Source organism: Lysinibacillus sp. NPDC097214 (genome assembly GCF_050277945.1).
Classification (GTDB): Bacteria; Bacillota; Bacilli; order Bacillales_A; family Planococcaceae; genus Lysinibacillus; species Lysinibacillus xylanilyticus_B.
On record NZ_JBNNSS010000003.1, the window covers coordinates 519,271 to 534,929 of the forward strand.

The 15,659-nt window shown below is 37.7% G+C and carries 15 protein-coding genes and 1 riboswitch; of the genes, 14 read left to right on the forward strand and 1 reads right to left on the reverse strand.

Annotation, left to right across the window (positions count from 1 at the left end; all coding sequences use genetic code 11):
* The first annotated feature begins 95 nt into the window (after nt 1–95).
* A complete protein-coding gene (locus ACQKMI_RS09730; RefSeq protein ID WP_427488333.1) occupies nt 96–470 on the forward strand; it encodes a GNAT family N-acetyltransferase in 375 nt (124 codons plus the stop codon).
* Here the strand turns inward: ACQKMI_RS09730 and ACQKMI_RS09735 are convergent.
* On the reverse strand, nt 464–970 hold the full coding sequence (locus tag ACQKMI_RS09735; RefSeq protein WP_427488335.1) for a DUF309 domain-containing protein: 507 nt from the start codon (nt 968–970) through the stop codon (nt 464–466). The genes ACQKMI_RS09730 and ACQKMI_RS09735 overlap by 7 nt on opposite strands.
* 55 nt (nt 971–1,025) lie before the next feature.
* Here ACQKMI_RS09735 and ACQKMI_RS09740 point away from each other — a divergent pair, with 55 nt between their 5' ends.
* The 13 genes from ACQKMI_RS09740 to ACQKMI_RS09800 all read left to right on the forward strand — a co-directional run bounded on the left by ACQKMI_RS09740 (nt 1,026) and on the right by ACQKMI_RS09800 (nt 15,653).
* The gene (locus tag ACQKMI_RS09740) at nt 1,026–1,805 is read left to right on the forward strand and encodes a segregation/condensation protein A (RefSeq protein ID WP_427488337.1); all 780 of its coding nucleotides are present in this window, start codon (nt 1,026–1,028) and stop codon (nt 1,803–1,805) included.
* A complete protein-coding gene (scpB, locus tag ACQKMI_RS09745; RefSeq protein WP_427488339.1) occupies nt 1,777–2,370 on the forward strand; it encodes an SMC-Scp complex subunit ScpB in 594 nt (197 codons plus the stop codon). The genes ACQKMI_RS09740 and scpB overlap by 29 nt, the downstream gene beginning before the upstream one ends.
* Before the next feature lie 91 nt (nt 2,371–2,461).
* Nucleotides 2,462–3,532 (forward strand): D-alanyl-D-alanine carboxypeptidase family protein, encoded by a 1,071-nt coding sequence (locus ACQKMI_RS09750; protein ID WP_427488341.1) that lies wholly within the window; start codon nt 2,462–2,464, stop codon nt 3,530–3,532.
* A gap of 188 nt (nt 3,533–3,720) precedes the next feature.
* Nucleotides 3,721–4,308, forward strand: a complete 588-nt coding sequence (locus tag ACQKMI_RS09755) for a hypothetical protein (RefSeq protein WP_427488342.1) — start codon at nt 3,721–3,723, stop codon at nt 4,306–4,308.
* 607 nt (nt 4,309–4,915) lie between these two features.
* Nucleotides 4,916–5,647, forward strand: a complete 732-nt coding sequence (locus tag ACQKMI_RS09760) for a pseudouridine synthase (protein ID WP_427416743.1) — start codon at nt 4,916–4,918, stop codon at nt 5,645–5,647.
* A 342-nt stretch (nt 5,648–5,989) separates the two neighbouring features.
* Nucleotides 5,990–6,523, forward strand: a complete 534-nt coding sequence (gene resA, locus ACQKMI_RS09765) for a thiol-disulfide oxidoreductase ResA (RefSeq protein WP_427488344.1) — start codon at nt 5,990–5,992, stop codon at nt 6,521–6,523.
* A 13-nt stretch (nt 6,524–6,536) separates the two neighbouring features.
* Nucleotides 6,537–8,201 carry a cytochrome c biogenesis protein ResB gene (resB, locus tag ACQKMI_RS09770; RefSeq protein WP_427488346.1) on the forward strand — a complete coding sequence of 555 codons (1,665 nt, stop codon included), beginning with the start codon at nt 6,537–6,539 and terminating at the stop codon, nt 8,199–8,201.
* A complete protein-coding gene (ccsB, locus tag ACQKMI_RS09775) occupies nt 8,198–9,385 on the forward strand; it encodes a c-type cytochrome biogenesis protein CcsB (protein ID WP_427488348.1) in 1,188 nt (395 codons plus the stop codon). The genes resB and ccsB overlap by 4 nt, the downstream gene beginning before the upstream one ends.
* Nucleotides 9,386–9,893: 508 nt before the next feature.
* On the forward strand, nt 9,894–10,610 hold the full coding sequence (locus ACQKMI_RS09780) for a response regulator transcription factor (protein ID WP_427416739.1): 717 nt from the start codon (nt 9,894–9,896) through the stop codon (nt 10,608–10,610).
* Complete coding sequence (locus ACQKMI_RS09785) at nt 10,603–12,378, forward strand: ATP-binding protein (protein ID WP_427488350.1); 1,776 nt, start codon at nt 10,603–10,605, stop codon at nt 12,376–12,378. The genes ACQKMI_RS09780 and ACQKMI_RS09785 overlap by 8 nt, the downstream gene beginning before the upstream one ends.
* A gap of 113 nt (nt 12,379–12,491) precedes the next feature.
* Nucleotides 12,492–13,025, forward strand: coding sequence for an RNA polymerase sigma factor SigX (sigX, locus tag ACQKMI_RS09790; RefSeq protein ID WP_427488352.1), 534 nt, complete (start codon nt 12,492–12,494; stop codon nt 13,023–13,025).
* Nucleotides 13,022–14,317, forward strand: a complete 1,296-nt coding sequence (locus ACQKMI_RS09795; RefSeq protein ID WP_427488354.1) for an RNA polymerase subunit sigma — start codon at nt 13,022–13,024, stop codon at nt 14,315–14,317. The genes sigX and ACQKMI_RS09795 overlap by 4 nt, the downstream gene beginning before the upstream one ends.
* Before the next feature lie 336 nt (nt 14,318–14,653).
* Nucleotides 14,654–14,842: riboswitch (FMN riboswitch) on the forward strand.
* A 223-nt stretch (nt 14,843–15,065) separates the two neighbouring features.
* Entirely contained in the window at nt 15,066–15,653 is a 588-nt protein-coding gene (locus ACQKMI_RS09800; protein ID WP_323651239.1) for an ECF transporter S component, read from the forward strand.
* The last annotated feature ends 6 nt before the right edge of the window (nt 15,654–15,659 follow it).

Below are 15,659 nucleotides of genomic sequence, written 5' to 3' on the forward strand. Positions count from 1 at the left end.
GGTTCGTAAGACAGAAATTGACTTGCGGTAAAAGTACAAATCGTGTAGGATAGTCAAAGATTATGTACAGCTAGAAAAAGAGGGAATAGACAAATATGTTAATTCGATATAAGAAAGCTTTCGAGAAAATAGCAATGGGGCTTCTCTCGTTTATGCCTAACGAAAAAGACATAAAAAAGCTCAAAGAGACAATCCACTCCTATGAAAATGATAATGATTGGGTTTTATATTTATGGAAAAAGAACGATGAGTATGTTGGTATTGTTGGACTTGTAACACACAGTGATCATATAGCTACGATTCAACATGTTTCCGTTGTCCCTTCTTACAGAGGTGAAGGTGTTGCGAAGGAAATGCTACAGGAAGTGGCAGAACTTGGTCAGTACGAAAGTGTACGTGCAACGGAGGAAACACGTAAATTTGTTCAAAAATGTATAAATTGTATCGATGAAGAAGCAGACGATCATTGACGTCTGCTTTTTCTTTGTTTGCTTTCTTGACGCTCTGCAAGAATATGTGAGCGATCTCGAAGCATATGTTTATGAAGAAGATAGTTAGAGCTACTGGATGGTAAAAGCTGAATGCGAGCAAATACTAATTCCTCCAATGTAGGTGAAAGAGGAAGCTGAAATGCTTGAAAGGACTTGCCCATCTGGATAGCAGAAAGTGCATCTGTTAGTTGGGTTAGTAGTATTTCGTAGTCGATTTCATCAAAAAATAGATGTCCCATATTATATTGGAAATTTTTGAGTGCTTTTTCTAAGATTCGCGCAGCGCCAATATAATTGTCACGTCGCCAATGATATAAACCTGTTGCGAGCTGTACGTATCCAACGAGAGGGTGCTTTTTATCACCTGGAGCAATATCTTTCCAGTATTCCTCAAGGACTTCATGGCATTCAAAAAAATCGTGATTACCATTGAAAAAAGAACAGTAGTCGATAAATAAAGTATGGTGCTGTGGATGCATTTTGAACTCCTTTCTACTATACTAAAAGAACATATAATCTCAGGGTGGTAAAACAATGTCTTATGAAGTGAAATTAGAAGCCTTTTCAGGGCCTCTTGATTTATTATTACATTTAATTAACAGATTGGAAATTGATATTTATGATATTCCAATGGCTGAAATTACTCAACAATATATTGACCATATACATGCTATGCAGGTACTGGAGTTAAATGAGGCTAGTGAATATTTAGTGATGGCAGCAACATTATTGGCTATTAAAAGTCGTATGCTTTTGCCAATCCATGAAGGTGAGCTTGATGAAGCTGAATTAGAAGTCGACGGCCCGGACCCTCGTGAAGAACTGGTGCATCGTTTAATAGAGTATAAGAAATATAAAGAAGCGGCGGGTAGCCTGCAAGAGCTTGAAACAGATCGGGCACAGGTATTTACACGGCCACCAGCAGATTTATCTGGGTTAGCATCAGATGAGCAAATGGCGTTATTTGATTTGAACGTCAACATCTATGACATGCTTGGAGCCTTTCAAAAACTAATGCGTCGAAAAAAATTAAAAAAACCTTTAAAAACAACTGTAGCGAGACAGGAACGCTCCGTAAAAGATCAAATGCGTTCGGTTGTCGATTCATTACGATTTACAGGTGGACGTGCATCATTTTTTGAGCTTTTTCCTTATGAAGATAAGCCAACGCTTATTTTGACGTTTTTATCCATTCTTGAACTGATGAAACGTCAGGTCATCATCGTAGAGCAAAATGGTAACTTTGAAGAATTAACGGTTACATTACAGAAGGAGGAATGGGATGATGAAGAAAACAATGATGCTACAGAGTAGAATAGAATCCTTATTATTTGTTGTTGGAGACGATGGCTTAACCATTAAACAATTGTCACAACTTTTAAGCGAACCGGAAGAGTTAGTCGTAGAGACAATGGAAGTGTTGAAAACGACATATGAAGAAGATTTAGCTAGAGGCATTACGGTAAAAGAAATAGCTGGAGTTTATCAGCTTATAACAAAACCTGAACTAGCAGATACGATACAAAGATTAGTAGAAAATCCAACTGCCCAATCATTATCTCAAGCTTCACTTGAGGTATTGGCGATCGTGGCATACAAACAGCCAATTACACGTGTTACCATTGAAGATTTGCGTGGTGTGAAATGTGAAAGACCTATACAGACTCTCGCTTCTAGAGGGTTAATTAAAGAAGTTGGTCGCTCAGAAGGGACAGGACGTGCAATCTTATATGGTACAACTAAAGAATTTTTAAACTACTTTGGTTTAAATAGTATAGAAGAAATGCCGTCTTTACCTGAAGATGAGCTAGTTGAAGCAGAGCAAGAAACAGATTTATTTATGACTAAATTCCAAGAAACCTTTAGTGGAGTAAAGTAAATAAACACGGAGTGAGTTAAAGGTATAATGCTTTGCTAGAAACATAAATATAATCTATATTTTCCTATTACATTTAATAAGGAGTGGCTCGTTGCATCGGTTAGTACGTTTAATATTGTTCATGATAGTCGTGGTAATGTTAATGCTCCCACAAACTAGTTTGGCTCGAGGTGGTAGCGGATATGCTGTTTTAGATGGCGATACGGGTCGTGTTTTATTTGAATCAAATAGTGATGCACGGTTACCAATTGCTAGCTTAACAAAAATGTGGACAGCACTCGTTGCTATTGAAAATAGCAATCTACAAGATGAAGTGGTTATTTCACCGAGGGCTGCAATGGCTGAGGGTTCGTCCATTTACTTGCAGGCTGGGGAAAAAGTAACGGTAGAAACGCTGTTATATGGTTTGATGCTACGTTCTGGAAATGACGCTGCAACAGCTTTAGCAGAGCATGTTGGAGGATCGGTAGAAGGGTTTGTAAAGTTAATGAATGAACGGGCTGTTGTTTCTGGCCTTTCAAATACAGTATTTATGAACCCGTCTGGCTTGCACCATGATGAGCATTTATCGTCAGCGAGAGATACTGCTGAAATGTTGAGAATTGCTCTTCAAAATAAAACTTTCAAGAAAATTGCCTCCACAGTGCTATATCGTGCCAATACTGAAAACGGGATGTTATGGGAAAATAAGCACCGTTTAATACGAGAAGGGTCTGGGGTTGCCATCGATATAGACGATGAGACACAACAGCCTGTTAGTGCATTAAAAACAGCAAAAGGTTCAGCATTTGCCGGAAAAACAGGCTTTACAAAAGTAGCTGGTCGGACCCTTGCAACCGCCTTCCAAAAGGACGGGCGAACGTGTATTGTTGTCACTTTGAACGAATCCGATGACTGGAATGTGCATCGGAGTTTAGCCAACAAGGTTTGGGGAGATTACAGCCTTGAGACAGTAGTGAAAAAAGGTAAATATAAAGTCAATAAAAACCTATCTATTCGCTTAGAGCAACCAATTCGTTTGCAGTTAAATAAAGAAGAAAAAGAAAGTGTAAGGCAAGTATTACATGTTTCTAGAAAGCGTATGGAAGGTGTACTATCCATCTTTATCGATGAAGAGCGTATTTATGCAGTGCCAGTAAAAGTTGAATCAGCGGATCGTTAAAAGCGATACGCTGATTTTTTTTTTTTTTGACACACATTCAGGATGGGTGAAGCCAGTACCTTTCGAGCATATTATGATAGTGTGTAAATGAATTTAGAATTAGTTAACAAGTGATGTATAATTTGGTAAAATTAATTAGAGTGATATTTGATTGAATTTTCTAATATTTTTTAGAGGGGGTAGTATTTATGACCACTGAATCAAAGAGTAAGCAATATCAAATAGGGATAATAATAATTTTATTCTTGTCAAGCTTTATCGCACCCATTATTTTCTTATATCCTGTTCAAGAGTTGCTCTATCGACCTAACGATTCCTACTTTTTTGATCCTTTTTTTACAGCCTATATAATATTGATGCTAGTATTCATCATGTTAGCAGTTACGTTATTAGTCAATTTTTTAGTGAATCCTAAAACAAAAAAAAGGAAGAATATTCAATGGGGCCTCGTGGGAACATCGTTTGTAATTGCTTTCGCATTGATATTTTTATGCATTAATAACTATCAATATATTGATACAAAAGGACTTCATATGAATCATTTTTTTAGTTTGCGAGAAGAGTATACAAGCTGGGAAGAAATCGTGAAAGTTGAACAGACTATTGTAGAAAAGAATGGTGTGAGTGTACCAGATCAATTGATTTTTACATTACAAGATGGTTCAACAATCGAACAATCTTTATCAGGAAAGCTAGGAAGCGCGAAGCAATATATTAATCAAGAATTAAGTAACTATGGGCTTGAAATTGAAAATAAATATAGTGAAACAAAGTAATGATGAAAAGCTGCCCAAATTGGGTGGCTTTTATGTTTTATAAAGAATTTCAAAACCGATAGCAAATTGAATGAGAACGTTTGATAAAAATTAGAATACGCCAAAAGTTAGGAATGACATTTGTTAAAACGTATTGCCATTTATTTCATTCAGTAGAATACTTCCACCTATGAAGGTAGTGAGCTGTAAGTGGATATGTTTTCCTTTTAATGGGTGTTCAGACATCTACAGAAATAGAGGAACTCAGTCTAAGAACACCGTGTCCTGTGGTATTACAAAAATGACCGACATCGTGTCGGACGTCATGTAGGACTGGGCACAATTCGAAATCTGGAAGTATCCCAGTAAGCGCCCAGTCGGAACGGAAATCAACCCACGTTATGGTGAGGACCCTTAAAATTAAAGTGCAAATTATCCAGAAACTAGTTGATGAAAATTATTTCAAATAATCTGATTACTTACACATAATTAGTTTTTCTTTAATAATGTATAAAAGTATGACATAATTTTCACAGATTAGCGGGAAAAATAACCTTATTCATAATGTCGAATGAGGTTTGTATTTTGGTGTCTAAAACCAAGGTGAATGAAAATTAGAGGTGAAAGAATGGAAAGATTACAGAAGGTTATTGCGTATGCTGGTGTGGCGTCTAGGCGCAAGGCAGAACAATTAATTGTAGAAGGTAAAGTAAAGGTGAACGGAGTCGTAGTACGTGAGTTAGGTACAAAGGTTTCCAACTCAGATACGATAGAAGTAGAAGGCGTGAAGCTTGAGAAAGAGGATAAGGTTTATTACTTGCTATATAAACCACGTGGAACGATATCAGCTGTAACAGACGACAAAGGACGTAAAACTGTCACAGACTTATTTAAGCATATCCCACAACGAATTTTCCCAGTTGGCCGTCTCGATTATGATACATCTGGCTTATTGTTATTGACAAATGATGGTGAATTTTCTTATATGCTGACACATCCGAAGTTTAAAATCGACAAAACATATATTGCTCGTGTTAAAGGTGTTCCGACGATTGAAGGTTTAAAAAAGCTTCAACGAGGAATTAAGCTAGAAGATGGTAAAACAGCCCCAGCAATGGTTAGTATGACTTCATTTGATGAGAATGCAGGTAAAGCAATCTGTGAAATTACGATCCACGAAGGGCGAAATCGTCAAGTACGTCGCATGTTCGAGGCGATCGGTACTCCTGTTGTTAAACTAAAACGTGAACGCTTTGCGTTTTTAGATTTATTCGGACTAACTCCAGGGGAATATCGTGAACTATCAAAGCATGAAGTGAAGCAATTGCGAGTGTTAGCGGAGACAGGAAAGATCGGATAAATGAGTAATTACTAAGAGAAAGTGAAATACTTCTATGTGTAATAGTAACGTATTCACTTTCTTATTAGTGAAATCGTTCATAAATCATTCATAATTATTAGCTAAGCGTTTGTGTTTCCTTTTGCTATAATAGGTGAGAATAGTTCACCTAATTAGTTTTCATCCAGATGAAATCGGTTCCACAAATTAATCAGGTGTTGTTTGACGCACAAGTGATTGACAAATATTAAATTTGACAAACATAAATGGTGTAAATTAGACGGTAAAATCTATACATATGAATGTTTGTATGAAAAGCTTAGCGTCTTGCTCTAAGCCGTAATTGATAGGAGGTTTATTAACTTGGAGAAAAAGAAAAAACGTCTCGTCATTCGTACCATTATTTTGGCAGTTTTAGTCTTAGCAATTGGTTACACGGTATACGGAACAGCAACAAAGGATAAAGTAGAGTTATTAGCAGTGGGCTCTAAAGCACCAGACTTCACGTTAGTAGATTTAAACGGTGAGAAACATAAGCTGTCTGATTATAAGGGACAGGGCGTATTTTTGAACTTCTGGGGAACTTGGTGTAAGCCTTGTGAAAAGGAAATGCCTGCAATGGATCGTCAGTATAAAGTTTTTAAAGATCAGGGTGTACAAACATTGGCGGTCAATATTGCGCAAACAGATTTTGAAGTACAGAGTTTTGTTGATAGATATGAGTTAACGTTCCCTGTGGTAATTGACAAAACGAAAAGCGTTCAGACTACCTACAATGTAGGTAATTTACCTGCAACTCTACTTATTGATCCAGATGGCAAAGTAGCCAAAATTATTACTGGTGAAATGACGGAGGAAAAAATTGCTGCGTACATGGAATTAGTGAAGCCTAAATAAGGAGTAAATGACTATGGAAAACATCATTTGTGCTTGTGGTCATAGTAACCCATATGGCACGAAGCTTTGTGAGAAATGTGGTCGTCCTTTAACTGAGGAAGGTAAACAGACAAAAGTTGTTGATATGCGCTACGATGGAACGGCAATTCGTTCCAAAACGTATAACACAACAATTGTAGACAAAATTTGGAATTTTTTCTCGAATGTAAAAGTGGGGATTGCCCTCATTATTATTACGTTGGTCGCAGCATCAATCGGAACAATACTACCGCAAGCGATATATGTTAATGCCCCAGAGCCTAGCAAAGCAGAGTATTATGAGAAAGTATATGGTGTTTTGGGCAAACTTTATAATAATTTAGGACTTTCAAATTTGTACAACACTTGGTGGTTCCAAATTTTGGTGGGCATGCTTGCGATATCTATAATTGTTGCGAGTTTAGACCGTGGTTTACCGTTGCATAAGTCTCTAAAAAATCAACGCGTTAAACGTCATGAAAGTTTCATGAAGCGTCAACGTATCGTTGCAGAAGGGCAAGCGTCAAACCCTGATGAAACGCTAGATAAAGTTGAGCAAAAAATGACTGAATTAAAATATCATGTTCGTCGTGATGGAAGTGCACTGCTAGCAGAGCGCGGCCGTTTTGCTCGATATGGCCCATACATAAATCATGTCGGTCTCATTATCTTTTTAGCAGGTGTTATGTTGCGCTTAGTACCTGGTTTTTATGTGGATGAGACGATTTGGATACGCGAAGGTGAGACACGAGCTATACCAGGTATGGACGGCTATTTTATTAAAAATAATAAATTTATTTTGGAAACCCATGGTAATAAGCCGCAGGACGAGCAAATGAACCAAGGTGTAAATGCGATGGCAAAGAACTATCAAACAGACATCACATTATACAAACAACCTGACGGAGCTCTCCCAGGAGATATAGACAATCTTGAAAAATTGAGAGATTACTCTATTCGTGTCAATCATCCGTTAAAAGAAAACAGTTTTGCACTGTATCAAATGAATTATCGTCTAAACGAATTAAGACAGATGAATTTTAATTTAGTGAATAAAGCAACAGAAGAAGATTCACTAGGTCAAATTGAAATTGATTTAACGAATCCTAAAAAAGAATATGATTTAGGTAATGGTTCTTCGGTACAAATTCTTATTTATACACCGGATTTTGATGGTTTTAAAGATGGTGAACCACAGACAAAAACATCAATACCAAATAATCCAGCATTTTTATTTAGAATGACAACACCAGAAACTCCAAAAGGTGAAGTAAGCTTTGTAGAAATCAGGAAGCCACCACTTGAACCGCTTGGTGAAAACAAATATAGAATGAAATTCGCAGGAGCAGAGATGCGTAATTCATCAAACTTTACAATTCGTAAGGATAGTACAATACCAATTTTATTTGTCGGCGGTATTATTTTTATGATTGGTGTCGTAATTGGCTCGTATTGGAACCACCGCCGTTTATGGTTACAGGTGGAGCCGGATGGTCGAGTGTTGATGGCTGCCCATGTGAATAAAAATATGTTCAGTATGAAAAAGGATTTAGATACAGTCACTACATTTGCTGGTCTACCGCCATATGAAGATCAGTTAGAAAAGTCAGAAGATGTCAAGAAATCCGCAAAGGAAAAGGAAGGTGACAACACCTTATGAGTTTGATTGACATAAGTGGAAACCTATTATTTGTAGCATTCATTTCCTACCTAGTTGCAACTCTATTGTTTGGTGGTTCAATAAAGCAATCGAATGCAACAGGAAAAAATACCGAGAAATGGGGCAAGGTAGCAATTGTTGTAACAATTATAGGTCTACTTTCGCAGCTTGGTTATTTTGTCACTCGTTGGATTTATGCAGGGCATGCACCTGTTAGTAATATGTTTGAATTTACGACTGCGTTCGGAATGTTCATTGTTGGGGCATTCGTTTTAATTTATTTTATTTATCGTGTGACGGCTCTAGGCTTAGTGGCATTACCTGTGGCGCTATTAATAATTGCCTATGCGGCGATGTTCCCGACCGAGGTTACTCCTTTAATGCCGTCTTTACAAAGTTATTGGCTAACAATTCATGTTATTACAGCGGCTTTAGGTCAATCAATTTTAGCAATTAGTGCGGTAGCAGGACTAATTTATTTATTAAAAGTAGTTGATTTAACGAAGCCTTCTAAACAACGTTTCTGGTTAGAAGCGGTAATGTTCTTCCTTGTGGTAGTCGTTGGTTTCGTAGTTGCTACATCAGTATTTAATATGATGGACTACGATTCAACATATTCTTATTTAGATAAAGAAGGAAATGAACGTGATATTACCTACAACATGCCACCACTATTTGGTATGAATGAATATAAGGTAGTGGAAGAACATGGTATGTCTCCATTGGTAGAAATGCCAGCACTCATTAATGCAAAGAAATTAACATCAGTTGTGTGGTCATTATTAGTAGGATCTGTTTTATACTTATTAATTCGATTAATTGCACGACGTCGAATTAGTGCGATTTTCCAACCTTTTGTCAAACGAGTAAATCTACAATTAGTTGATGAAATTGGTTATCGTTCAGTAATAATTGGCTTCCCAGTATTTACGTTAGGTGCTTTAATCTTTGCAATGATTTGGGCACAACTTTCGTGGAGTCGTTTCTGGGGATGGGATCCGAAGGAAGTGTGGGCACTTATTACGTGGCTATTCTATGCAGCGTTCCTACACTTACGTTTATCAAAAGGCTGGGAAGGTGAAAAATCTGCATGGTTAGCATTAATTGGTTTTGGAATAATATTATTTAACTTAATTGCTGTTAACTTGATTCTTGCAGGTTTACACTCATACGCTTCATCTTAAACTGATTAACTTCTTTCAGCAAATGTCTTTTGTAGCGAAAGCGCAACGTCAGCTACAGAAGTCTCCCACCTCTATAGGTGGTGAGATGAATGCGAATTTAAGTTACTTTTCAGTGGGTATCCAAACACCCGCTGAAATAGTGGAACTCAGTCTAAGAACGCCACGACCTGTGGCAACGACTGAGTGACCAACGTCGTGTTGGCCCAAAGCCTCCGGCGGATGTCACAGAATCGGAAAGGAATTCTTAGGGGATGTTAGCCTAAAATCATCGCATCCGTGCGATAACGGCTAACTGACCTGCATCATGCAGGCCTAAGCACAAAGCCGATACCGGACGCAATTATGCCGAGGCATAATTGATTTTGAGCACATATGAGATTTCTTACGTCGCTAGTATTAGAAAGAAGAGCCTTCTTGCTGTGGCAAGAAGGCTTTCTTTTCTTTTCAATAAGTGCTATACCATGTACAATAGAAGGTAGAGAAAGATTAGAAGAGAGGGATCGTGAAAGTGTCAGAAAATATTTCAGTATTAGTAGTAGATGACGAGGACCGTATTCGTCGCTTATTAAAAATGTATTTAGAGCGAGAAGGATACCTTGTTGACGAAGCAGAAAATGGTGAACAAGCGATCGAAAAATCTTTAGAAAAAGAGTATCACTGTATTTTACTTGATATTATGATGCCTGAAAAAGACGGGCTTGAAGTTTGTGCGGAAATCCGTGAACGAGCAGCAACACCAATTATTTTATTAACTGCAAAAGGCGAGGAAGCAAACCGTGTACAAGGCTTTGAGCTTGGAGCAGATGATTATATTGTAAAACCGTTTAGTCCTCGTGAAGTTGTGTTACGTGTGAAGGCTATATTACGTCGTTCACAAGCATTCTCACCTTCGACAAGTGCTTCTTCTTCAAAAGATTTAGTTGTGTTTCAACACTTAATGATTGATCATGATGCACACCGCGTAACAGCAGAGGGAATTGAAGTAAATTTAACACCTAAAGAATATGAACTACTTTATTTTTTAGCAAAATCACCAGACAAAGTATTTGACCGTGAACAATTACTAAAAGAAGTTTGGCATTATGATTTCTTTGGCGACTTACGTACAGTTGACACACATGTAAAACGTTTACGCGAAAAGCTTAACCGTGTCTCTGAAAACGCTGCAAAGATGATTGTTACTGTATGGGGCGTTGGCTACAAATTTGAGGTTGTTAATGAATAGAATATGGAATAGTGTTGTCGGGAAGCTATGGGTAACCATATTGCTTCTCGTTTCATTTGTATTATTTGTTTTCACGGTTTTAATGCTTGAGTTTCTTCAAAATTACCATATGCAACAAGCAGAAAGCTCCTTGCGTCAAACTGCTGCAACGGTTGCAAGTATAGTAGATGATAATGAAACAGCGGAGTCGACTTCTGAATTATTAAAAGATATTTTACCTGAAAGTACGAATGCACTTATTGCTATAAACCATGATAGAGTCTCTTTTGCAATGCAGGAAGGTGTCAATAAAATAGAAATTCAGGATATGATTTTAGCCAATAAATCGTTCCAAGAAGTTTTTCAATCAGATAAACCGATTATTAAGGAAATGATGATGCCGTCTTCTACAGATGCAGAAAAAATGGAATCGTATGTTGTGCTAGGTTTCCCGCTAAATGTGGAAAATACAGTGCACGGAGCGGTCTTTATTTATCAAAGTCCAGATGCATTGCATAAAACATCGAGAGAGACGACGAAAATTGTCTTTTTATCTGCTTTCATTGCCTTTGTGTTGACGACATTTTTTGCGTTTTTCCTTTCGTCACGTATTACGTCACCATTACGTAAAATGCGTGAGTTGGCGTTTGAAATTTCTAGAGGGAATTTTGAAGCGAAGATGCCGACTACACAAAATGATGAAATCGGCCAGCTTGCAGTTGCCTTTAATCAAATGGGTCGTCAATTGAAACACAATCTAGAAGTGATCAATCAAGAAAATGAACAGCTTTCCAATATTTTAACATCGATGACAGATGCAGTTATTACGTTTAATCGTGATCGTACAATATTATTAAGTAATCCGCCAGCGGACCGTTTAATGCAAAAATGGTTCGTCAATAAAGGCTCACAAAGTGCGAAGCCAATTCCGCCAGAGCTTTATCATATGCTTGATCATGTACTGATGTTTGAAGATAAGCTTGAAGAAGAAATTGAAATGGATGGAAATTACTATACGTTTACGATTAGCCCACTTTATAGTGAGGAATCAATCCGTGGAGCGGTTGCAGTTATTCGTGATATGACTGAGCAGCATCGCTTAGAAAAACTGCGTTCAGACTTTATTGCCAATGTGTCTCATGAGCTACGGACACCGATTTCGATGCTCCAAGGTTATTCAGAGGCATTAATGGATGATGATTTTATTCAAGATCAAGAAGAACGTAATGAGATTACTAAAATTATTTATGATGAATCGAAGCGTATGGGACGCCTAGTAACAGATTTATTAGACCTTGCCCGTATGGAATCGGGGCATATGACGCTTTACAAGGATGAACTTCCGATAAATTCAACATTTGAACGTATTACGCAAAAATTTGCACAGGTTGCAAAAGAGAAGCATGTTCGTTTGATATTTGACAGTGAGTTTAATGATGAAGCTATGATTAGTATAGATGAGGATCGGATTGAACAAGTACTAACGAATTTAGTTGATAATGCTCTTCGTCATACTACTGAAGGATCAGTAACAGTGAAGGTTGAGCAAGAGCCGACCTTTGCCAAAATATCTGTCCAGGATACAGGACATGGTATTCCACAAGAGGACCTGCCATATGTCTTTGAACGTTTCTATAAAGCAGATAAAGCACGTACGCGTTCTAAAGGCGGAACTGGCCTAGGTTTAGCTATTGCTAGAAATATTGTCAAGGCACATTCGGGCAATATTATGGTGGATAGTGTGCTGAAAGAGGGAACTACCTTCACGTTTTATTTACCATTCGAATAAAAGTGCCAACATCACGTTGGCCCAAAGCCTCCGGCGGATAAAGTGGTGTTAATTGGATGTAACTTCTGTGATCATTTAGACGACAAATATAAATAGAACGGGGGTGGAGTGCTTTGAATGACTCCGTGTTCCATCGATTATACGATGCATATCATCAAGACGTGTTCCAGTTTCTTATTTATTTAGTAAAAAACCGTATACTTGCTGAGGATTTAGCGCATGAGGTTTATGTTCGCGTATTGCGCTCATATGATAAATTCGCAGGTAATAGCAGCGAAAAGACATGGCTTTTTGCTATTGCTAAAAATGTCGCTATTGATCATTTTAGAAAGCAGGCTGTACGCCAAAAACATTCACTTGATTATTTTGATTGGGAAACGGAACAGCTACATTCAACCACACCATTACCCGAAGACGTGCTGCAGGCAAATGATGAATTTATGCAGGTTCAATCAGTGCTTGAACAGTGTACAGGTGACCAAAAAATGGTCATTATTATGCGTTACTTTCAAGATTTATCGATTGCAGAAACAGCACAAATACTAGATTGGACAGAAGCGAAGGTGAAAACTACTCAGCATCGTGCCATTAAATTTTTAAGGCAACAGCTACAACAGGTTAGAGAACAGGAGGCGAAATGGCAATGACGCATAATCAATTCGATGATGACCAACTGGAACATATATTGAATAATGCCCCTAAGCTTTCTGACCGCCGTTCGAAAGAAGAAATATTAAATCGATTATTGGCAGATGCTCGTTTGCAGGATCATGTCCATCTTCAAGCTTTACAACAACCAAATGATGATGAAATAACATCGCAAGAACAACACGGTATTCATACGCAACAAAAAGGTGCTGAGGGTGCGACAATAAAGAAGGAAGGCCGTAAATGGCCAATCTTTATGAGTGTTGCAGCTGTCTTCGCTTTAACAGTACTTACAGGCTCAATGTTTATGAATAATAATGATGTAAAAATGGATCAGGCTAATGCTCCTGAAACTTCTCAATATTCAACAATGCAGGATAATCGTGCGGCAAATAACTCTATCCATGACCATATTATGGAGTCTAACATAGTAGCAGAACATTCACGGATCCTGTCTCTACGATCATCTGTTTATGAAGATGATTTAACTGATGCAGTAGCATTCCATATTGGTTTAGCAAATCGTGATAAGGAAAGCGTACCGATGACGTATATTATTCCAAATGAACGAGTAGCTACTGATTTTGGAAAAAAAGATCCTACAACATTACAAATGTATGAAAAGTATGCGCCGCAAATTGATGAGGAAGCAAATGGTTTTACTGATTATCATCCATATAAAGGAGAATTGAAGGAGAAGGGCGATCAACTGGTTCATGTATTGCCGGAGAAAAATGAATATGATGTCGCTTCTAAAGATGCTGGAGAATATGTAGGGACTTTACAAGATACATTCTCAGACTCAGAGTATAAAAGTATTGAATTTGAAAAACCTGACGGTACAGCAAACGCGCTTTCCAAAGAAGAAGAGACAAGTAAGCAAATGGCATTAACAAGCTCAAATCATTTTAATTATTATTTATATAAAGATGAAAATGGCGCTGAATATTTATCACCTGATTCTCGTAAAACCTTTTCCACTGTAACAGAAGCTCTTACCGATATGCGAGTTAAAAATGATGATGCATATGTTCCAGTCATACCGGAAAATATAACATACACTGTGAAAGAGGTAGCGGAAGGTGTTATTGTTACATTTGACGAACCGCTCGATTTAACGACAATGGACGTGACTCGTGCAACCCAATTAATTGAAGCAATGATGCTTACTGCTGCGAGCTTTGATCAACAAGTACGGCTAGACAATATTGTGCAGGAGAGTTGGGAAGGATTTGATTTGAAAAATTTCTTGCCAAAGCCTGTAGGAGCCAATAAACGATATATGCCATAAATAGCATAACAACAAATAAATGAACGTCATTTTATAAGTTAATTTTTTGGAGCATTCTCGCCACTGCATGTGCGTGAATGCTCTTGTTAGTTTATCTTACTTTAACGGGCAGTAAGACAACGTTAGGTGGGAGATAAATGGCCGGTAAAAGCTCAATTGGTGTAGATTGCTGATCAAAGAGGATGAAAGAAAACCCTTGCCGATTAAAGTTTTACTTTATGAGGCTATTAGCGAGTGTCTGTAAAACATACAAGTTTAATCGGATTTTTTTAAGCAAAGCTATTTACTTTTCCTTCATAATTCATTATAGTAAGGCTATGAAACAAAAAAATATTGATTCATCTTCGGGGCAGGGTGAAAATCCCGACCGGCGGTAATAGAGTTGTAAATCGCTAATGTCTTTCATTAGCTCGAATGATTTACTAAAAACTCTTCAGCCCGCGACCTGTGCAAATAACTTTTTGCATGGCTGACTTGGTGCGATTCCAAGGCCGACAGTTAAAGTCTGGATGGGAGAAGATGGAGGTACGATCGTCATTTATTGTTATGAATTTAGCTATGTACGAGCGTTTTTTCGTTGTGGATTTCCACAGTGGAAGCTCGAAAAATAGTTGATTAGTGGCGTTCTTTAATCATGCCTATTCTCCCTTATGCTCTTTTTGCATAAGGGTTTTTTCATAATAATAATTGTTGAGGTCGTAACCTTTCTTCTTGCGGGATTGAATCAGCAAAGAGGAGAGAGTTTTCTATGAAGAAAAATGTTAAACTTCAATCGTTTATTACGATTGGCATGCTGAGCAGTATTTCGTTTTTGTTAATGCTTTTTAATTTCCCTATTCCGCCATTTCCGGCGTTTTTGGAAGTGGACTTCAGTGATATGCCAGCATTACTTGCAGCGATCACAATGGGACCTGTAGCCGGTATTTTAGTAGAATTCTTTAAAAATGTGTTGGACTGGATTTTCTCAGGTACGCCAACGGGAGTACCGGTAGGACATATCGCGAACTTTGTAACAGGTATTTTATTTATTTTACCAGTTAGCTTTGTTTTTAATCGCGTCAAAACAGTTAAAGGTCTTGTCGGAGGTTTAGCTGCTGGAACAATCATCATGGCAGTAGGAATGAGCATTCTAAACTATGCAGTATTTTTACCTATGTACACTTACTTTTTAGGTATGGAACCTGTTGTAGGTGACTCACTATATAAAATGATCATAGCTGGTATCTTGCCGTTTAACATTGTGAAGGGTATTTTAATAACGATCATCATGGCATTACTATTCACAACAATGCGTAAATGGATTCATCATCAGCGTTCGATGTATATAACAAAATAATTTAGA